The organism is Streptomyces sp. NPDC085481 (assembly GCF_044541845.1).
In the GTDB taxonomy this organism is placed as follows: domain Bacteria; phylum Actinomycetota; class Actinomycetes; order Streptomycetales; family Streptomycetaceae; genus Streptomyces.
This window is the reverse complement of record NZ_JBITTJ010000001.1, coordinates 324,512-339,527: the sequence shown is the minus strand read 5'-3', so window position 1 is coordinate 339,527 and position 15,016 is coordinate 324,512. Positions and strand designations below refer to the sequence as shown.

At 70.8% G+C, this 15,016-nt stretch carries 13 protein-coding genes; all 13 read left to right on the top strand.

Annotation, left to right across the window (positions count from 1 at the left end; translation table 11 throughout):
* The first annotated feature begins 2 nt into the window (after window positions 1–2).
* The 13 genes from ACIGEZ_RS01590 to ACIGEZ_RS01530 all read left to right on the top strand — a co-directional run bounded on the left by ACIGEZ_RS01590 (window position 3) and on the right by ACIGEZ_RS01530 (window position 14,974).
* Window positions 3–1,973 (top strand): peptidoglycan D,D-transpeptidase FtsI family protein, encoded by a 1,971-nt coding sequence (locus tag ACIGEZ_RS01590; protein WP_399824580.1) that lies wholly within the window; start codon window positions 3–5, stop codon window positions 1,971–1,973.
* A gap of 16 nt (window positions 1,974–1,989) precedes the next feature.
* Window positions 1,990–3,642, top strand: a complete 1,653-nt coding sequence (locus tag ACIGEZ_RS01585; protein ID WP_399824579.1) for a UDP-N-acetylmuramoyl-L-alanyl-D-glutamate--2,6-diaminopimelate ligase — start codon at window positions 1,990–1,992, stop codon at window positions 3,640–3,642.
* Window positions 3,643–3,646: 4 nt separating this feature from the next.
* Window positions 3,647–5,077, top strand: a complete 1,431-nt coding sequence (murF, locus tag ACIGEZ_RS01580) for a UDP-N-acetylmuramoyl-tripeptide--D-alanyl-D-alanine ligase (RefSeq protein ID WP_399824578.1) — start codon at window positions 3,647–3,649, stop codon at window positions 5,075–5,077.
* Window positions 5,074–6,144 carry a phospho-N-acetylmuramoyl-pentapeptide-transferase gene (gene mraY / locus ACIGEZ_RS01575; RefSeq protein ID WP_399824576.1) on the top strand — a complete coding sequence of 357 codons (1,071 nt, stop codon included), beginning with the start codon at window positions 5,074–5,076 and terminating at the stop codon, window positions 6,142–6,144. The genes murF and mraY overlap by 4 nt, the downstream gene beginning before the upstream one ends.
* Window positions 6,126–7,562, top strand: coding sequence for a UDP-N-acetylmuramoyl-L-alanine--D-glutamate ligase (gene murD, locus ACIGEZ_RS01570; RefSeq protein ID WP_399824575.1), 1,437 nt, complete (start codon window positions 6,126–6,128; stop codon window positions 7,560–7,562). The genes mraY and murD overlap by 19 nt, the downstream gene beginning before the upstream one ends.
* 55 nt (window positions 7,563–7,617) lie before the next feature.
* Window positions 7,618–8,958 (top strand): putative lipid II flippase FtsW, encoded by a 1,341-nt coding sequence (gene ftsW, locus ACIGEZ_RS01565; protein ID WP_399824573.1) that lies wholly within the window; start codon window positions 7,618–7,620, stop codon window positions 8,956–8,958.
* A 6-nt stretch (window positions 8,959–8,964) separates the two neighbouring features.
* Complete coding sequence (gene murG, locus ACIGEZ_RS01560) at window positions 8,965–10,059, top strand: undecaprenyldiphospho-muramoylpentapeptide beta-N-acetylglucosaminyltransferase (protein ID WP_399824572.1); 1,095 nt, start codon at window positions 8,965–8,967, stop codon at window positions 10,057–10,059.
* A gap of 37 nt (window positions 10,060–10,096) precedes the next feature.
* Window positions 10,097–10,888: a cell division protein FtsQ/DivIB gene (locus tag ACIGEZ_RS01555; RefSeq protein ID WP_399824571.1), complete on the top strand. Its 792-nt coding sequence runs from the start codon at window positions 10,097–10,099 to the stop codon at window positions 10,886–10,888.
* A 280-nt stretch (window positions 10,889–11,168) separates the two neighbouring features.
* Window positions 11,169–12,383: a cell division protein FtsZ gene (gene ftsZ, locus ACIGEZ_RS01550; protein WP_399824570.1), complete on the top strand. Its 1,215-nt coding sequence runs from the start codon at window positions 11,169–11,171 to the stop codon at window positions 12,381–12,383.
* Window positions 12,380–13,108 carry a peptidoglycan editing factor PgeF gene (pgeF, locus tag ACIGEZ_RS01545; protein WP_399824569.1) on the top strand — a complete coding sequence of 243 codons (729 nt, stop codon included), beginning with the start codon at window positions 12,380–12,382 and terminating at the stop codon, window positions 13,106–13,108. The genes ftsZ and pgeF overlap by 4 nt, the downstream gene beginning before the upstream one ends.
* Before the next feature lie 8 nt (window positions 13,109–13,116).
* On the top strand, window positions 13,117–13,836 hold the full coding sequence (locus ACIGEZ_RS01540; protein WP_399824568.1) for a YggS family pyridoxal phosphate-dependent enzyme: 720 nt from the start codon (window positions 13,117–13,119) through the stop codon (window positions 13,834–13,836).
* A 139-nt stretch (window positions 13,837–13,975) separates the two neighbouring features.
* On the top strand, window positions 13,976–14,599 hold the full coding sequence (locus ACIGEZ_RS01535) for a cell division protein SepF (protein WP_399824567.1): 624 nt from the start codon (window positions 13,976–13,978) through the stop codon (window positions 14,597–14,599).
* 84 nt (window positions 14,600–14,683) lie between these two features.
* Window positions 14,684–14,974 (top strand): YggT family protein, encoded by a 291-nt coding sequence (locus ACIGEZ_RS01530; protein ID WP_399824566.1) that lies wholly within the window; start codon window positions 14,684–14,686, stop codon window positions 14,972–14,974.
* Window positions 14,975–15,016: the final 42 nt, after the last annotated feature.

Below are 15,016 nucleotides of genomic sequence, written 5' to 3'. Positions count from 1 at the left end.
CCGTGCCCTCCAAGGAGCCCCCGCGCCGCCGCGTCCCCGGCCCCGCCCGGCCCGCACGCCCCCGCCCCGCCGCCTCCGGCCGCCCGGCACCGCGGCCCGCGCAGGCTCGGCGCCCCGCGGCCAGGCCCCCGGCCAGGGTGCGCACCATCCGGCTCGGCAGCCCCAAGCCCCGGCTGCGCCTGGTCTCCCTCGGGCTGACCCTGGTCATGGTCGCCTTCGTGGTGCGGCTCCTGCAGGTCCAGGCCGTCGACGCCAGCGCGTACGCGGCCAAGGCCGAGAAGCACCGCTACCAGGAGTACACGCTCTCCGCCGACCGAGGCGAGATCACCGACCGCTCCGGCGTCGCCCTGGCCGCGAGCGTCGACGCGTACGACATCACCGCCGACCCCAAGCTCTTCACGCCCGAGGACGCCAAGGTCGAGGACGCCCCCGAACAGGCCGCCGCGCTCCTCGCCCCGCTCCTCGGCAAGGAGCCCGCAGACCTCGCGAGGAAGCTGCGCACCCCCAAGTCCCGCTACACCCTGCTCGCCCGCAAGCAGACCCCCCAGGTCTGGAACCAGATCAAGGACCTGAAGAAGGTCTACGCGCAGAAGGCGAAGCCCGCCAACGGCGGCAACGGCGTCAGTCTGCTCGGCGGCATCCTCAGCGAGCCCAGCACCAAGCGCGTGTACCCGAACGGCGAACTCGCCGCCGGGATACTGGGGTACGTCAACGCCGAGGGCCGCGGCGCCGGCGGCGTGGAGTCCATGCTCGACAAGGACCTGGCCGGCAAGGACGGGAAGATCCGCTTCGCCCAGTCCGGCGGACGCCGGGTGCCCACCGCCGGTTCCCAGGGCACCCCGGCCGTGCCCGGCTCCGACATCGAGCTGACCATCGACCGGGACATCCAGTGGGCGGCCCAGCAGGCCATCACGGAGCAGGTGAAGAAGTCCAAGGCCGACCGCGGCTACGTGGTCGTCCAGGACACCAGGACCGGCGAGGTCCTCGCCATGGCCAACGCCCCCGGCTTCGACCCCAACGACCTCTCGCAGGCCAACGCCACCGCCATGGGCAACGCGGCGCTCCAGGACGCCTACGAGCCCGGCTCCACCAGCAAGGTCATGTCCATGGCCGCCGTCCTGGAGGAGGGCGTGGCCGCCCCCGACACCCGGGTCACCGTCCCCAACCGGCTGCACCGCGGCGACCGGCTGTTCGGGGACGACATCGACCACCCGACCTGGTATCTGACCCTCAACGGCGTCCTCGCCAAGTCCAGCAACATCGGCACCATCCTCGCCACCGGCCAGCTCGGCAAGGACCAGGCCGAGGCCAACCGGGTCCTCTACAGCTACCTGCGCAAGTTCGGCATCGGCAGCCCCACCGGCCTCGACTACCCCGGCGAGACCCCCGGCATCCTCGCCAAGCCCGAGAAGTGGTCGACCTCGCAGCAGTACACGATCCCCTTCGGCCAGGGCCTCTCCCTCAGCGCCATGCAGGCAGCCTCGGTCTACTCGACCATCGCCAACGGCGGCGTCCGCGTCGAGCCGAGCCTGGTGCGCGGCACCAAGGGCCCCGACGGCCGTTTCACCGCGGCGCCCGCGCCCAAGGAGAGCAGGGTGATCAGCGAGAAGACCGCCAAGACCCTCGCGCAGATGCTGGAGTCCGTCGTCGACGACCGGGAGGGCACCGGAAACAAGGCGGCCATCCCCGGCTACCGGGTCGCCGGAAAGACCGGCACCGCCAACCGCGTCGACCCCGAACGCGGCGGCTACAAGGGCTACACCGCCTCCTTCGCCGGCTTCGCCCCCGCCGACCAGCCCCGTATCACCGTCTACTGCGCCATCCAGAACCCCACCAAGGGCAGCTATTTCGGCGGCCAGATCTGCGGACCGATCTACAAGAAGGTCATGGAGTTCGCCCTGAAGACCCTGCACGTCGCCCCCACGGGCAGCGCCCCCGCCCGCCTGCCGGTGAACTTCAAGCCCAACCCGTGACACTCCGGGAGCACCAGTGACAACCATCACCCCCCGTTCCGGGAACCGGAAATCGAACTCCGTCGACGCCCCGGCCTCATTTAGCCCTGCGCAGGGTGCGCCCGGTACGCTCACCGCCGTGCCACACGCTGATCAGTACCGAACCACCCCGCCCCGCCCGGAGCGGCTCCGCCCGACACCCCTGGGCGAGCTCGCCGCACGGCTGGGCGTCGAGGCCCCCGGCGACGCCGCCGAGGTCTCGGGCATCACCCACGACTCGCGGGCGGTGCGCCCGGGTGACGTGTACGCGGCGCTGCCCGGTGCCCGCGCGCACGGCGCCGACTTCGTCGCCCAGGCCGCCGGGCTCGGCGCCGCCGCCGTCCTGACGGACCCGGCAGGGCGCGAGCGGGCCGAGGCGACCGGCCTGCCGGTCCTCGTGGTCGAGGACCCGCGCGGCCGGATGGGCGAGCTCGCCGCCGAGATCTACCGGCGGCCCGGCGCGGACCTGCTGCAGATCGGCATCACCGGCACCTCCGGCAAGACCACCACCGCCTACCTCGTCGAGGGCGGACTGCGCGGCGCGGGCAAGGCCACCGGCCTGGTCGGCACCGTCGAGATGCGCATCGGTGACGAGCGCATCAAGTCCGAGCGCACCACTCCCGAGGCCACCGACCTCCAGGCCCTGTTCGCGGTCATGCGCGAACGCGGCGTCGAGGCCGTCGCCATGGAGGTCTCCAGCCACGCCCTCGTGCTCGGCCGGGTCGACGGCTGCGTCTTCGACGTCGCCGTCTTCAACAACCTGAGCCCGGAGCACATGGAGTTCCACTCCGGCATGGAGGACTACTTCCAGGCCAAGGCGCGGCTGTTCACCCCGGAGCGCAGCAAACGCGGCGTGGTGAACCTCGACGACGCCTACGGCCGCCGGCTCGCCGAGGAGGCGACCGTCCCGGTCGTCACCTTCTCCGCCACCGGCGACCCGGACGCCGACTGGCGCGCGGAGGACGTCACCACCGGAGCGGCCGACTCCACGTTCACCGTCGCCGGCCCGGACGGTGAGCGGATCTCGGCCACCGCCCCGCTGCCCGGCCCGTTCAACGTGGCCAACACCCTCGCCGCGATCGTCACCCTGGCCACCGCCGGGCTCGACCCGCAGACCGCCGCCGACGGCGTCGCCGCCGTCCCCGGCGTCCCCGGCCGCCTGGAGCGGGTCGACGCCGGCCAGCCGTACCTCGCGGTCGTCGACTACGCGCACAAGACGGACGCCGTCGAATCGGTCCTGCGCTCGCTGCGCGAGGTCACCCGCGGCAAGCTGCACATCGTCATCGGCTGCGGCGGCGACCGCGACACCACCAAGCGCGGCCCGATGGGCGCCGCCGCGGCCCGGCTCGCCGACACCGCCGTCCTCACCTCCGACAACCCGCGCTCCGAGGACCCGCTCGCGATCCTCACCGCGATGCTCGCGGGCGCCGCCGAGGTGCCCGCCGCCGAGCGCGGCGAGGTCCTGGTCGACGCCGACCGGGCCGCCGCCATCGCCGCCGCCGTCGCCCGCGCCCAGCCGGGCGACACCGTCCTGGTCGCCGGCAAGGGCCACGAGCAGGGCCAGGAGGCCGCCGGGGTGGTCCGCCCCTTCGACGACCGTCAGGTCCTGCGCGAAGCGATCGAACACCGTCACAAGAACAGTCAGGGATGAAGCAGTGATCGCCCTCTCCCTCGCCGAGATCGCCGAAATCGTCGGCGGGCAGCCGCACGACATACCGGATCCGGCCGTCCTGGTCACCGGCCATGTCGTCATCGACTCCCGTGAGGTGAAGCCCGGCAGCCTGTTCGCCGCCTTCGCCGGCGAGCGCGTCGACGGCCACGACTACGCGGAGCGCGCCTTCGAGGCCGGTGCGGCGGCGGTGCTCGCCGCCCGCCCCGTCGGCGTACCCGCCATCGTCGTGACCGACGTCCAGGCCGCGCTCGGGGCCCTCGCCCGCGAGGTGGTCGGCCGCCTCGGCACCGACGTCGTCGCGCTCACCGGCTCGGCCGGCAAAACCTCCACGAAGGACCTGATCGCCCAGGTCCTGCAGCGCCACGCGCCGACCGTGTGGACGCCCGGCTCCCTCAACAACGAGATCGGCCTGCCGCTGACCGCGCTGAAGGCCACCGCCGAGACCCGGCACCTCGTCCTGGAGATGGGAGCGCGCGGAATCGGCCACATCCGCTACCTCACCGGCCTGACCCCGCCGCGCATCGGCCTCGTCCTCAACGTGGGCACCGCGCACATCGGCGAGTTCGGCGGCCGCGAGCAGATCGCCGAGGCCAAGGGCGAGCTCGTCGAGTCCCTGCCGGCCGCCGAGGACGGAGGTGTCGCGGTCCTCAACGCCGACGACCCGCTGGTGCGCGCGATGGCGAGCCGCACCAAGGCGCGGGTCACCCTGTTCGGAGAGTCGGACGAAGCGGCCGTACGTGCCGAGAATGTCCGGCTCACAGACAACGGACAGCCCTCTTTCAGGCTTCACACACCCACCGGGTGCAGTGACGTGACCTTGCGCCTGTACGGTGAGCACCACGTGTCGAACGCGCTCGCCGCGGCCGCCGTCGCCCATGAGCTGGGCATGCCCGTCGAGGAGATCGCCACCGCGCTCTCGGAGGCAGGCACCCTGTCGCGCTGGCGCATGGAGGTCACCGAGCGTCCGGACGGCGTGACGATCGTCAACGACGCCTACAACGCGAACCCCGAGTCCATGCGAGCCGCTCTGCGCGCGCTCGCGGCCATGGGCAGGTCTGCACAGGCCAGGGGCTCCCGTACGTGGGCGGTGCTCGGCAAGATGGCCGAGCTCGGAGACGAGTCGCTCGCCGAGCACGACGCGGTCGGACGGCTCGCCGTCCGGCTCAACGTCAGCAAGCTCGTCGCGGTCGGGGACAGGGAAGCGTCCTGGCTGCAACTGGGCGCCTATAACGAGGGTTCGTGGGGTGAGGAGTCGGTGCACGTGTCCGACGCGCAGGCGGCGGTCGACCTGTTGCGCAGTGAGCTGCGACCGGGGGACATCGTCCTGGTGAAGGCATCCAGGTCGGTCGGCCTCGAACGGGTCGCCCTGGCACTGCTCGACGCCGGCTCCGAAGGCGAGGTCGCCGGCCGATGAGGCAGATCCTCTTCGCGGGGGCCATCGGGCTCTTCCTGACCCTGATCGGCACCCCGCTGCTCATCAAGCTGCTCGCCCGCAAGGGATACGGACAGTTCATCCGGGACGACGGCCCGCGCGGCCACGCCGGCAAGAAGGGCACGCCCACCATGGGCGGCATCTCCTTCATCCTGGCCACGCTCATCGCGTACGCGCTCGCCAAGGTCATCACCGGTGAGGACCCGACGTACTCGGGTGTGCTCGTCCTCTTCCTGATGGCCGGCATGGGCCTGGTCGGCTTCCTCGACGACTACATCAAGATCGTCAAGCAGCGTTCGCTGGGTCTGCGGGCCAAGGCCAAGATGGCCGGCCAGCTGATCGTCGGCATCGCCTTCGCCGTGCTGTCGCTGCAGTTCGCGGACCTGCGCGGACTCACCCCGGCCTCCACGAAGCTCTCCTTCATCACCGACTTCGGCTGGGCCATCGGCCCGGTGCTCTTCGTGGTCTGGGCGCTCTTCATGATCCTGGCCATGTCCAACGGCGTGAACCTGACGGACGGTCTGGACGGCCTGGCCACCGGCGCGTCGGTGATGGTCTTCGGTGCGTACACCTTCATCGGGCTCTGGCAGTTCCAGGAGTCGTGCGCCAACGCGATGACCCTGACCAACCCGAACGCCTGCTTCGAGGTCCGCGACCCGCTCGACCTCGCGGTGGTCGCCTCCGCCCTGATGGGCGCCTGCTTCGGCTTCCTGTGGTGGAACACCTCGCCCGCCAAGATCTTCATGGGCGACACCGGCTCGCTGGCCCTCGGCGGCGCGCTCGCCGGTCTCGCCATCTGCTCCCGTACGGAGCTGCTGCTGGCCCTCCTGGGCGGCCTCTTCGTGATGATCACGATGTCCGTGGTCATCCAGGTCGGCTCCTTCAAGATGACCGGCAAGCGCGTCTTCCGGATGGCGCCCCTCCAGCACCACTTCGAACTCAAGGGGTGGTCGGAGGTCCTCGTCGTCGTCCGCTTCTGGATCATCCAGGGCATGTGCGTGATCGTGGGCCTGGGCCTCTTCTACGCGGGATGGGCATCCGAAAAGTGAGCGAGCTGGACTGGCAGGGCAAGAAGGTCACCGTCGCCGGACTGGGCGTGAGCGGCATCCCCGCCGCCCGGGTCCTGCACGGTCTGGGCGCGGTCGTCACGGTCGTCAACGACGGCGACGACGAGCGCTCCCGGGCGCAGGCCGCCGAGCTGGAGGCGGAGGGGATCACGGTCCGCCTCGGCGACGGCGCGACCCTGCCGGCCGGCACCGAACTGATCGTCACCACCCCGGGCTGGCGCCCCGACAAGCCGCTCTTCCAGGCCGCCGCCGAGGCGGGCGTGGAGGTCTGGGGCGACGTGGAGCTGGCCTGGCGCCTGCGCGGTCCGGACGCGGCGCCCTGGCTCGCGGTCACCGGCACCAACGGCAAGACCACGACCGTGCGGATGCTCGCCTCCATCCTCCAGGCGGCCGGCCTGCGGACCGCCGCCGTCGGCAACATCGGGGTCTCGCTCCTCGACGCCGTCCTCGGCGAGGAGACCTACGACGTCCTCGCCGTCGAGCTCTCCAGCTACCAGCTGCACTGGGCGCCCTCCCTGCGCGCCCACTCGGCCGCCGTGCTCAACCTGGCACCCGACCACCTCGACTGGCACGGCTCCATGGAGGCGTACGCCGCCGACAAGGGCCGGATCTACGAGGGCAACCAGGTCGCCTGCGTCTACAATGTGGCCGACCAGGTGACCGAGGACCTGGTCCGCGAGGCCGACGTCGAGGAGGGCTGCCGGGCCATCGGCTTCACCCTCGGCACCCCGGGCCCCTCGCAGCTCGGCGTGGTCGAGGGCATCCTCGTCGACCGGGCCTTCGTCGAGAACCGGCAGAAGAACGCCCAGGAGCTGGCCGAGGTCTCCGACGTCCAGCCGCCGGCCCCGCACAACATCGCCAACGCGCTCGCCGCGGCCGCCCTCGCCCGCGCCTACGGCGTCGAGCCGAAGGCCGTACGGGACGGGCTGCGGGCCTTCCGGCCCGACCCGCACCGCATCGAGCTGGTCGAGGAGATCGAGGGCGTCGTCTACGTCGACGACTCCAAGGCCACCAACACCCACGCCGCGGAAGCCTCGTTGGCGGCCTACGACCCGATCGTCTGGATCGCCGGCGGCCTCGCCAAGGGCGCGACCTTCGACGAGCTCGTCCGGAACTCCGCGAAGCGGCTCGCCGGAGTGGTCCTGATCGGCCGGGACCGGGCCCTGATCCGCGAAGCCCTGGCGCGACACGCGCCCGAGGTCCCGGTCGTGGACCTCGACCGGACCGACACTGGGGCGATGTCCGCGGCGGTCCAGGAGGCGACCCGGCTCGCCCGGCCGGGGGACACGGTCCTGCTGGCCCCGGCCTGTGCCTCGATGGACATGTTCGCCGACTACAACAAGCGGGGCGAGGCCTTCGCGGACGCCGTCCGCGCCCTCGCCACGACCGGGCACGCCTGACCTGACCAGCAAGGAGGTCCGGCCGCGCCGGGCACGACTGGAGGGGACAGCGACCATGCCGAGCAGAACCGCCGGGACGCGAGAGGCCTCCGCCGCACGCGGCGGCGGCCGCGCCCCCGCGGCGCCGAGGAGGGCGCGCGCGGGCGGGGTGCGGGGGCTCTACGAGCGGGCCCGCAGGGCCTGGGACCGGCCCCTGACCGCGTACTACGTGATCGTCGGCGCCGGACTGCTCATCACCGCGCTCGGCCTGGTGATGGTCTACTCCGCCTCGATGATCACGGCGCTCCGCTACGACCTGGTGCCCTCGTACTTCTTCCGCAAGCAGTTCTTCGCGGCGCTGCTCGGCGCGGGGCTGCTCCTGGTGGCCTCCCGGATGCCGGTGAAGCTGCACCGGGCGCTCGCCTACCCGATCCTGGTCGGGGCGATCTTCCTGATGGTGCTCGTCCAGATCCCCGGGATAGGAGTCGCGGTCGGCGGCAACCAGAACTGGATCTCGCTGGGCGGACCGTTCATGCTGCAGCCCAGCGAGTTCGGCAAACTGGCGCTGATCCTCTGGGGAGCCGACCTGCTGGCCCGCAAGCAGGACATGAAGCTGCTCACCCAGTGGAAGCACATGCTGGTGCCGCTGGTGCCCGGTACGTTTCTGCTGCTCGGCCTGATCATGCTGGGCGGTGACATGGGCACGGCGATCATTCTCACCGCGATCCTCTTCGGACTGCTGTGGACCGCAGGCGCGCCCACCCGGCTCTTCGTCGGGGTGCTCACCGTCGCCGGCGTGATCGGCATGGTGCTGATCAAGACCAGCCCGCACCGGATGGAACGGTTCGGCTGCCTCGGCGCCAGCGACCCGGGCGGCGCGGGGGACCCGTGCTGGCAGGCCGCGCACGGAATCTATGCTCTGGCCTCGGGCGGATGGTTCGGTTCCGGTCTGGGTGCGAGTGTGGAAAAATGGGGCCAACTCCCCGAAGCGCACACCGACTTCATCTTCGCCGTCACCGGGGAGGAACTGGGTCTGGCGGGGACGCTGTCGGTGCTGGCCCTGTTCGCGGCTCTAGGCTATGCGGGTATCCGCGTGGCCGGACGTACGGAGGACCCCTTCGTCAGGTATGCCGCGGGAGGCGTGACCACCTGGATCACGGCGCAGGCCGTGATCAACATCGGTGCGGTGCTCGGTCTGCTGCCGATCGCCGGAGTCCCCCTCCCGCTGTTCTCCTACGGAGGTTCAGCCCTGCTGCCGACCATGTTCGCCGTCGGGCTCCTGATCGCCTTCGCGCGACAGGATCCCGCCGCGAAAGCGGCCCTGGCCATGCGCCGCCCCGGCTGGGGCAAGCGGGCCGGGGGGAGATGGAAGTCGATGCGACGGCGCGTCAAGAAGCGTCCGTCCGGAGAGCGGTGAATTTCGGTGCATGTCGTCCTCGCCGGCGGAGGTACAGCCGGCCACATCGAGCCCGCGCTCGCACTCGCGGACGCCCTGCGCAGGCAGGACCCCAGCGTGGGCATCACGGCGCTGGGCACGGAGCGCGGCCTGGAGACCCGTCTGGTGCCCGAGCGGGGCTATGAGCTGGCGCTCATCCCCGCCGTCCCGCTGCCCCGCAAGCCCACCCCCGAGCTGATCACCGTCCCCGGGCGGCTGCGCGGCACCATCAAGGCCGCCGAGCAGATCCTGGAGCGCACCAAGGCGGACTGCGTGGTCGGCTTCGGCGGCTACGTGGCGCTGCCGGGCTATCTCGCGGCCAAGCGGCTCGGCGTGCCGATCGTGGTCCACGAGGCCAACGCCCGGCCCGGCCTGGCCAACAAGATCGGCTCGCGGTACGCGGCCGGGGTCGCCGTCGCCACCCCGGACTCCAAGCTGCGCAATTCCCGGTACATCGGCATCCCACTGCGGCACACCATCGCCACCCTCGACCGGGCCCGGGTCCGCCCAGAAGCGCGCGCCGCCTTCGGCCTCGACCCGAACCTGCCGACCCTGCTGGTGTCCGGCGGCTCCCAGGGCGCACGCCGGCTCAACGAGGTCGTCCAGCAGATCGCCCCGGTGCTCCAGCGCTCCGGCATCCAGATCCTGCACGCGGTCGGCCCGAAGAACGAACTGCCGCGTGTCGACAACATGCCCGGGATGCCGCCGTACGTCCCGGTACCGTACGTGGACCGGATGGACCTCGCGTACGCCGCCGCCGACATGATGCTCTGCCGCGCGGGCGCGATGACCGTCGCCGAACTGTCCGCCGTCGGGCTCCCGGCCGCCTACGTCCCGCTGCCCATCGGCAACGGCGAACAGCGGCTCAACGCCCAGCCGGTGGTCAAGGCCGGTGGTGGACTCCTCGTCGACGACGCGGAACTGTCGCCGCAGTGGGTGCAGGCCAACGTCCTGCCCGTACTGGCCGATCCGCACCGGCTGTACGAGATGTCCCGCGCCGCCTCCGAGTTCGGCCGCCGGGACGCCGACGACCTCCTCGTCGGCATGGTGTACGAGGCGATCGCCGCCCGCCGACAGGCGTAGCGCGCCGAGAACCCCGAGAACACGGAAGGCAGGGGACGTGTCCGGACCGGCGACCGCCGAGAAGAGTGGAACCAGCAGGTCCAAGGGGTCGCCGCGGCCGTCCCGACCGGGCACCCGGAATCTCCGGGTGCCCGGCCCGCGTGTGCTCCTCATCGCCTTCGGCGCCGTCGTCCTCGTGGCCGGCGGCATCTGGGCGCTCTACGGCTCGAACTGGTTCCGCGTCGAGCGGGTGAGCACCTCCGGTACGACGGTGCTCACCCGGGACGAGGTCGAGCGGGCCGCGGCCGTGCCGGTCGGTGCTCCGATGGTCTCCGTCGACACCGACGCCATCGAGGCGCGGCTGCGCGGGGAGCTGCCCCGGATCGACAGCGTGGACGTGGTGCGGTCCTGGCCGCACGGAATCGGTCTGAAAGTGACGGAACGACAGCCCGTCCTGCTCCTGGAAAAGGGCGGAAAGTTCACCGAAGTGGACTCTACCGGTATGCGTTTCGCCACCGTGGACAAAGCGCCCCGAGGTGTCCCCCGACTCGTGCTCCAGGCCGGCGCCTCGCCCAGCCTGCGCCGCTTCGACGAGGACCGGCTGCTGCGGGAGGCGGTAGGCGTGACGGGCGAACTCCCGGAGAAAATCGCCCAGGACACCCGTGTCGTCCGGATCACGTCGTACGACTCCATCACTCTGGAGCTCGGCGGAGGCCGCACCGTGTTCTGGGGCAGCGGAGAGGACGGGGCCGTGAAGGCCCGTGTTCTCACCGCGCTGATGAAAGCGACTCCCAAAGCGGGGCACTTCGATGTAAGTGCCCCCACCGCCCCCGCTTCGTCGCGGAGTTGACGCTCATCGGCGCTGGCCAGCACCCTGGTTGGCCAGCGCTACGGGTGATCACATAGGGTGAAAAGAAAAACGGGAGGTTCGGCGTGTTCGTTGAACGTGCGCCACTTGTCGACTTAGTGTCCTGTTCGGAAGAGTCCAGCGAACAGAGACACTGGTAACCCTAAACTTCAACGTTAGGGTTTGGGTCGGCGTTTCGGACCGTCCCAATCGGCATCCGTCGTCGCGGCGCGCTTACCACCGCGAAGCGGCGACACGTAACTCGAGGCGAGAGGCCTTCGACGTGGCAGCACCGCAGAACTACCTCGCAGTCATCAAGGTCATCGGTGTCGGCGGCGGTGGTGTCAATGCCATCAACCGAATGATCGAGGTCGGTCTCAAGGGCGTCGAGTTCATCGCCATCAACACCGACGCGCAGGCGCTGTTGATGAGCGACGCCGACGTCAAGCTCGACGTCGGCCGTGAACTCACCCGTGGCCTCGGGGCCGGGGCCAACCCGGCAGTCGGTCGCAAGGCGGCAGAGGACCACCGTGAGGAGATCGAGGAGGTCCTCAAGGGGGCCGACATGGTCTTCGTCACCGCCGGCGAAGGTGGCGGCACCGGCACCGGCGGCGCGCCCGTCGTCGCCAACATCGCGCGCTCGCTCGGCGCCCTCACGATCGGTGTGGTCACCCGGCCGTTCACCTTCGAGGGCCGGCGTCGCGCCAACCAGGCGGAGGACGGCATCGCCGAGCTCCGCGAAGAGGTCGACACCCTCATCGTCATCCCGAACGACCGGCTGCTCTCGATCTCGGACCGCCAGGTCTCCGTGCTCGACGCCTTCAAGTCGGCCGACCAGGTCCTGCTGAGCGGTGTCCAGGGCATCACCGACCTCATCACCACGCCGGGTCTGATCAACCTCGACTTCGCCGACGTCAAGTCGGTCATGTCCGAGGCCGGTTCGGCCCTCATGGGCATCGGCTCCGCCCGCGGCGACGACCGCGCCGTGGCCGCCGCCGAGATGGCCATCTCCTCGCCGCTCCTCGAGGCGTCCATCGACGGCGCCCGCGGCGTGCTGCTGTCCATCTCCGGTGGCAGCGACCTCGGCCTCTTCGAGATCAACGAGGCCGCACAGCTGGTCAGCGAGGCCGCCCACCCCGAGGCGAACATCATCTTCGGCGCCGTCATCGACGACGCCCTCGGCGACGAGGTCCGGGTCACCGTCATCGCGGCCGGCTTCGACGGCGGCCAGCCGCCGACCCGCCGCGACAACATCATCGGTTCGGCCTCGGCCAAGCGCGAGGAGCCGGCCCCGGCCCCCCGCATCGCCGAGACCTCCCGCCCGCTCGGCGGCCTGGGCACGGTCACCCCGCGCGAGGAGCCCGCGGCCCCCGCCGAGCCGGCGCCGGCCGTCGGTGAGTCCGCGCTGCCGCCCGTCACCCCGCCGGCGGTCCCGCCGGCCCGCCCGTACCCGGACACCCAGGCCGAAGAGCTGGATGTCCCGGACTTCTTGAAGTGATAGGACAGCGCTACGACACGAGCGGCGCCCACTTCGCCTTCACCGACCGGTGGGGCGGAGTGAGCGCCGTTCCGTACGAGGAGCTCAACCTCGGCGGCGCCGTGGGCGACGACCCCGCAGCCGTACGCGCCAACCGGGAGCGGGCGGCGGCCGGGCTCGGGCTCGACCCGGCGCAGGTCGTCTGGATGAACCAGGTGCACGGCGCCGACGCCCTCGTCGTCGAAGGCCCCTGGACCTCCGCCGACATCCCCTCGGTCGACGCGATCGTCACCGACCGCCGGGGCCTCGCCCTCGCGGTGCTCACCGCGGACTGCGTCCCGGTCCTGCTCGCCGACCCCGTCGCAGGGGTCGTCGCCGCCGCCCACGCCGGGCGGCCCGGGATGGTGACCGGGGTCGTCCCGGCCGCGGTCGCCCGGATGACCGGACTCGGCGCCGACCCGGAGCGGATCGTCGCCCGCACCGGGCCCTCCGTCTGCGGGCGCTGCTACGAGGTGCCGGAGGAGATGCGCGCCGAGGTGGCCGCGGCCGAACCGGCCGCCTACGCCGAGACCTCCTGGGGCACCCCCGCCGTCGACGTCGCCGCCGGAGTGCGCGCCCAGTTGGAGCGGCTCGGGGTCCGGGACGTCGAGGACGCCGGGGTCTGCACCCTGGAGTCCCGTGACCACTACTCGTACCGCCGCGACCGCACCACGGGGCGACTCGCGGGATATGTCTGGTTGAGCTGAGAAGAGATATGACGGACCGCAAGTCGGAACTCGCCGCGAACCTCGCCCGGGTGGAGGAGCGCATCGCCGCCGCGTGCGCCGCCGCCGGCCGCGGGCGGGAGGAGGTGACCCTCATCGTGGTCACCAAGACCTATCCCGCGAGCGACGTGAGACTCCTGCACGAGCTCGGGGTGCGGCACGTGGCGGAGAACCGGGACCAGGACGCGGCCCCCAAGGCCGAGGCCTGTGCGGACCTCGATCTGACCTGGCACTTCGTGGGCCAGTTGCAGACGAACAAGGTCCGTTCCGTGGTGGGTTATGCCGATGTGGTGCAGTCCGTCGACCGTTTGAAGCTCGTTTCCTCTCTCTCCGCGGCGGCGCAGAAGGCGGAGCGTGAGCTGGGCTGTCTGATCCAGGTCGCCCTCGACGCCGAGTCCGGCCTGCGCGGCGAGCGGGGCGGGGTCTCGCCCGACGGGGTCGAGGAGTTGGCGGCGGCGGTGGACGAAGCCGACGGGCTGCGGCTCGACGGACTGATGACCGTCGCACCGCTCGCCGGTCCCTATGCGGGCCGGCAACGGGCCGCCTTCGAGCGGCTGATGGATTTGTCGACTGTCCTGCGCGCGACTCGTCCGACTGCGAACATGGTGTCAGCAGGGATGAGTGCGGACCTCGAAGAGGCCGTGGCGGCCGGAGCGACACACGTGCGCATCGGTACGGCGGTACTCGGAGTCCGCCCTCGGCTCGGGTAACGTCGCGAAGCAAGTCGGACCACAGCAGAAAATATGGTCATTCCGCCGAAGAGGCGGGGCGGACCTCGTGGATCGCGGGCACTTGGTGACACTGCGAAATCGGTAAGGGCGATCCACCACAGAGCGGAGGATGCAGAGAATGGCCGGCGCGATGCGCAAGATGGCGGTCTACCTCGGCCTCGTGGAGGACGATGGGTACGACGGCCGAGGATTCGACCCCGACGACGATTTCGAACCCGAGCTGGAGCCGGAGCCCGAGCGCGACCGGCGCCATCACCAGCCCCCGCGTCAGGTGGAGCGGGAGGAACCGGTACGCGTGGTGGCCCCGCCCGCACCCCGCGAGCCGGTGTCCCATTCTGTCCCGGTACTCGCCGAGAGCGGACGTCCGGCCCGAATTGCCCCCGTGGCATCCATCACACCCGAACGTCCGAGCATGGAGAAGAACGCACCGGTGATCATGCCCAAGGTCGTGTCCGAGCGGGAGCCCTACCGCATCACCACATTGCACCCGCGGACCTACAACGAGGCCCGTACCATCGGGGAACACTTCCGTGAGGGCACCCCGGTGATCATGAACCTCACGGAGATGGACGACACGGATGCCAAGCGACTTGTCGACTTTGCCGCCGGACTCGTCTTCGGGCTCCATGGCAGCATTGAGCGCGTGACGCAGAAGGTGTTCCTGTTGTCGCCTGCTAACGTCGATGTCACGGCGGAGGACAAGGCCCGTATCGCAGAGGGCGGATTCTTCAACCAGAGCTGAGAACCGAGACCGAGAACAGCCCGGCCGCAGAGGGCGGCCGGACACGTTGAGAAGCAAGAGAGCCAGGGGAGAGGGAAGCGCGGGATGGGCGTCGCATTGCAGGTGGTCTACATCGCGCTGATGTGCTTCCTGGTCCTCCTGATCTTCCGGCTGGTCATGGACTACGTCTTCCAGTTCGCCCGTTCATGGCAACCCGGTAAGGCGATGGTGGTCGTCCTTGAGTCCACCTACACTGTCACCGATCCACCGCTCAAGCTTCTGCGGCGACTCATCCCGCCGCTGCGTCTCGGGGGCGTGGCACTCGACCTGTCCTTCTTCGTTCTGATGATCATCGTCTACATCCTGATCTCCATCGTGAGCAGCTTCGCGAGGTGAATGTGGACGATACGGTCTTGCCGACTGCCGACGACTACGTAG

Coding starts and splice junctions, on each gene's coding strand:
- mraY (WP_399824576.1), top strand. CDS start 5,074: ATGAGGCAGATCCTCTTCGCGGGGGCCATCGGGCTCTTCCTGACCCTG.
- murD (WP_399824575.1), top strand. CDS start 6,126: ATGGGCATCCGAAAAGTGAGCGAGCTGGACTGGCAGGGCAAGAAGGTC.
- ftsW (WP_399824573.1), top strand. CDS start 7,618: ATGCCGAGCAGAACCGCCGGGACGCGAGAGGCCTCCGCCGCACGCGGC.
- ACIGEZ_RS01540 (WP_399824568.1), top strand. CDS start 13,117: ATGACGGACCGCAAGTCGGAACTCGCCGCGAACCTCGCCCGGGTGGAG.
- ACIGEZ_RS01535 (WP_399824567.1), top strand. CDS start 13,976: ATGGCCGGCGCGATGCGCAAGATGGCGGTCTACCTCGGCCTCGTGGAG.
- ACIGEZ_RS01530 (WP_399824566.1), top strand. CDS start 14,684: ATGGGCGTCGCATTGCAGGTGGTCTACATCGCGCTGATGTGCTTCCTG.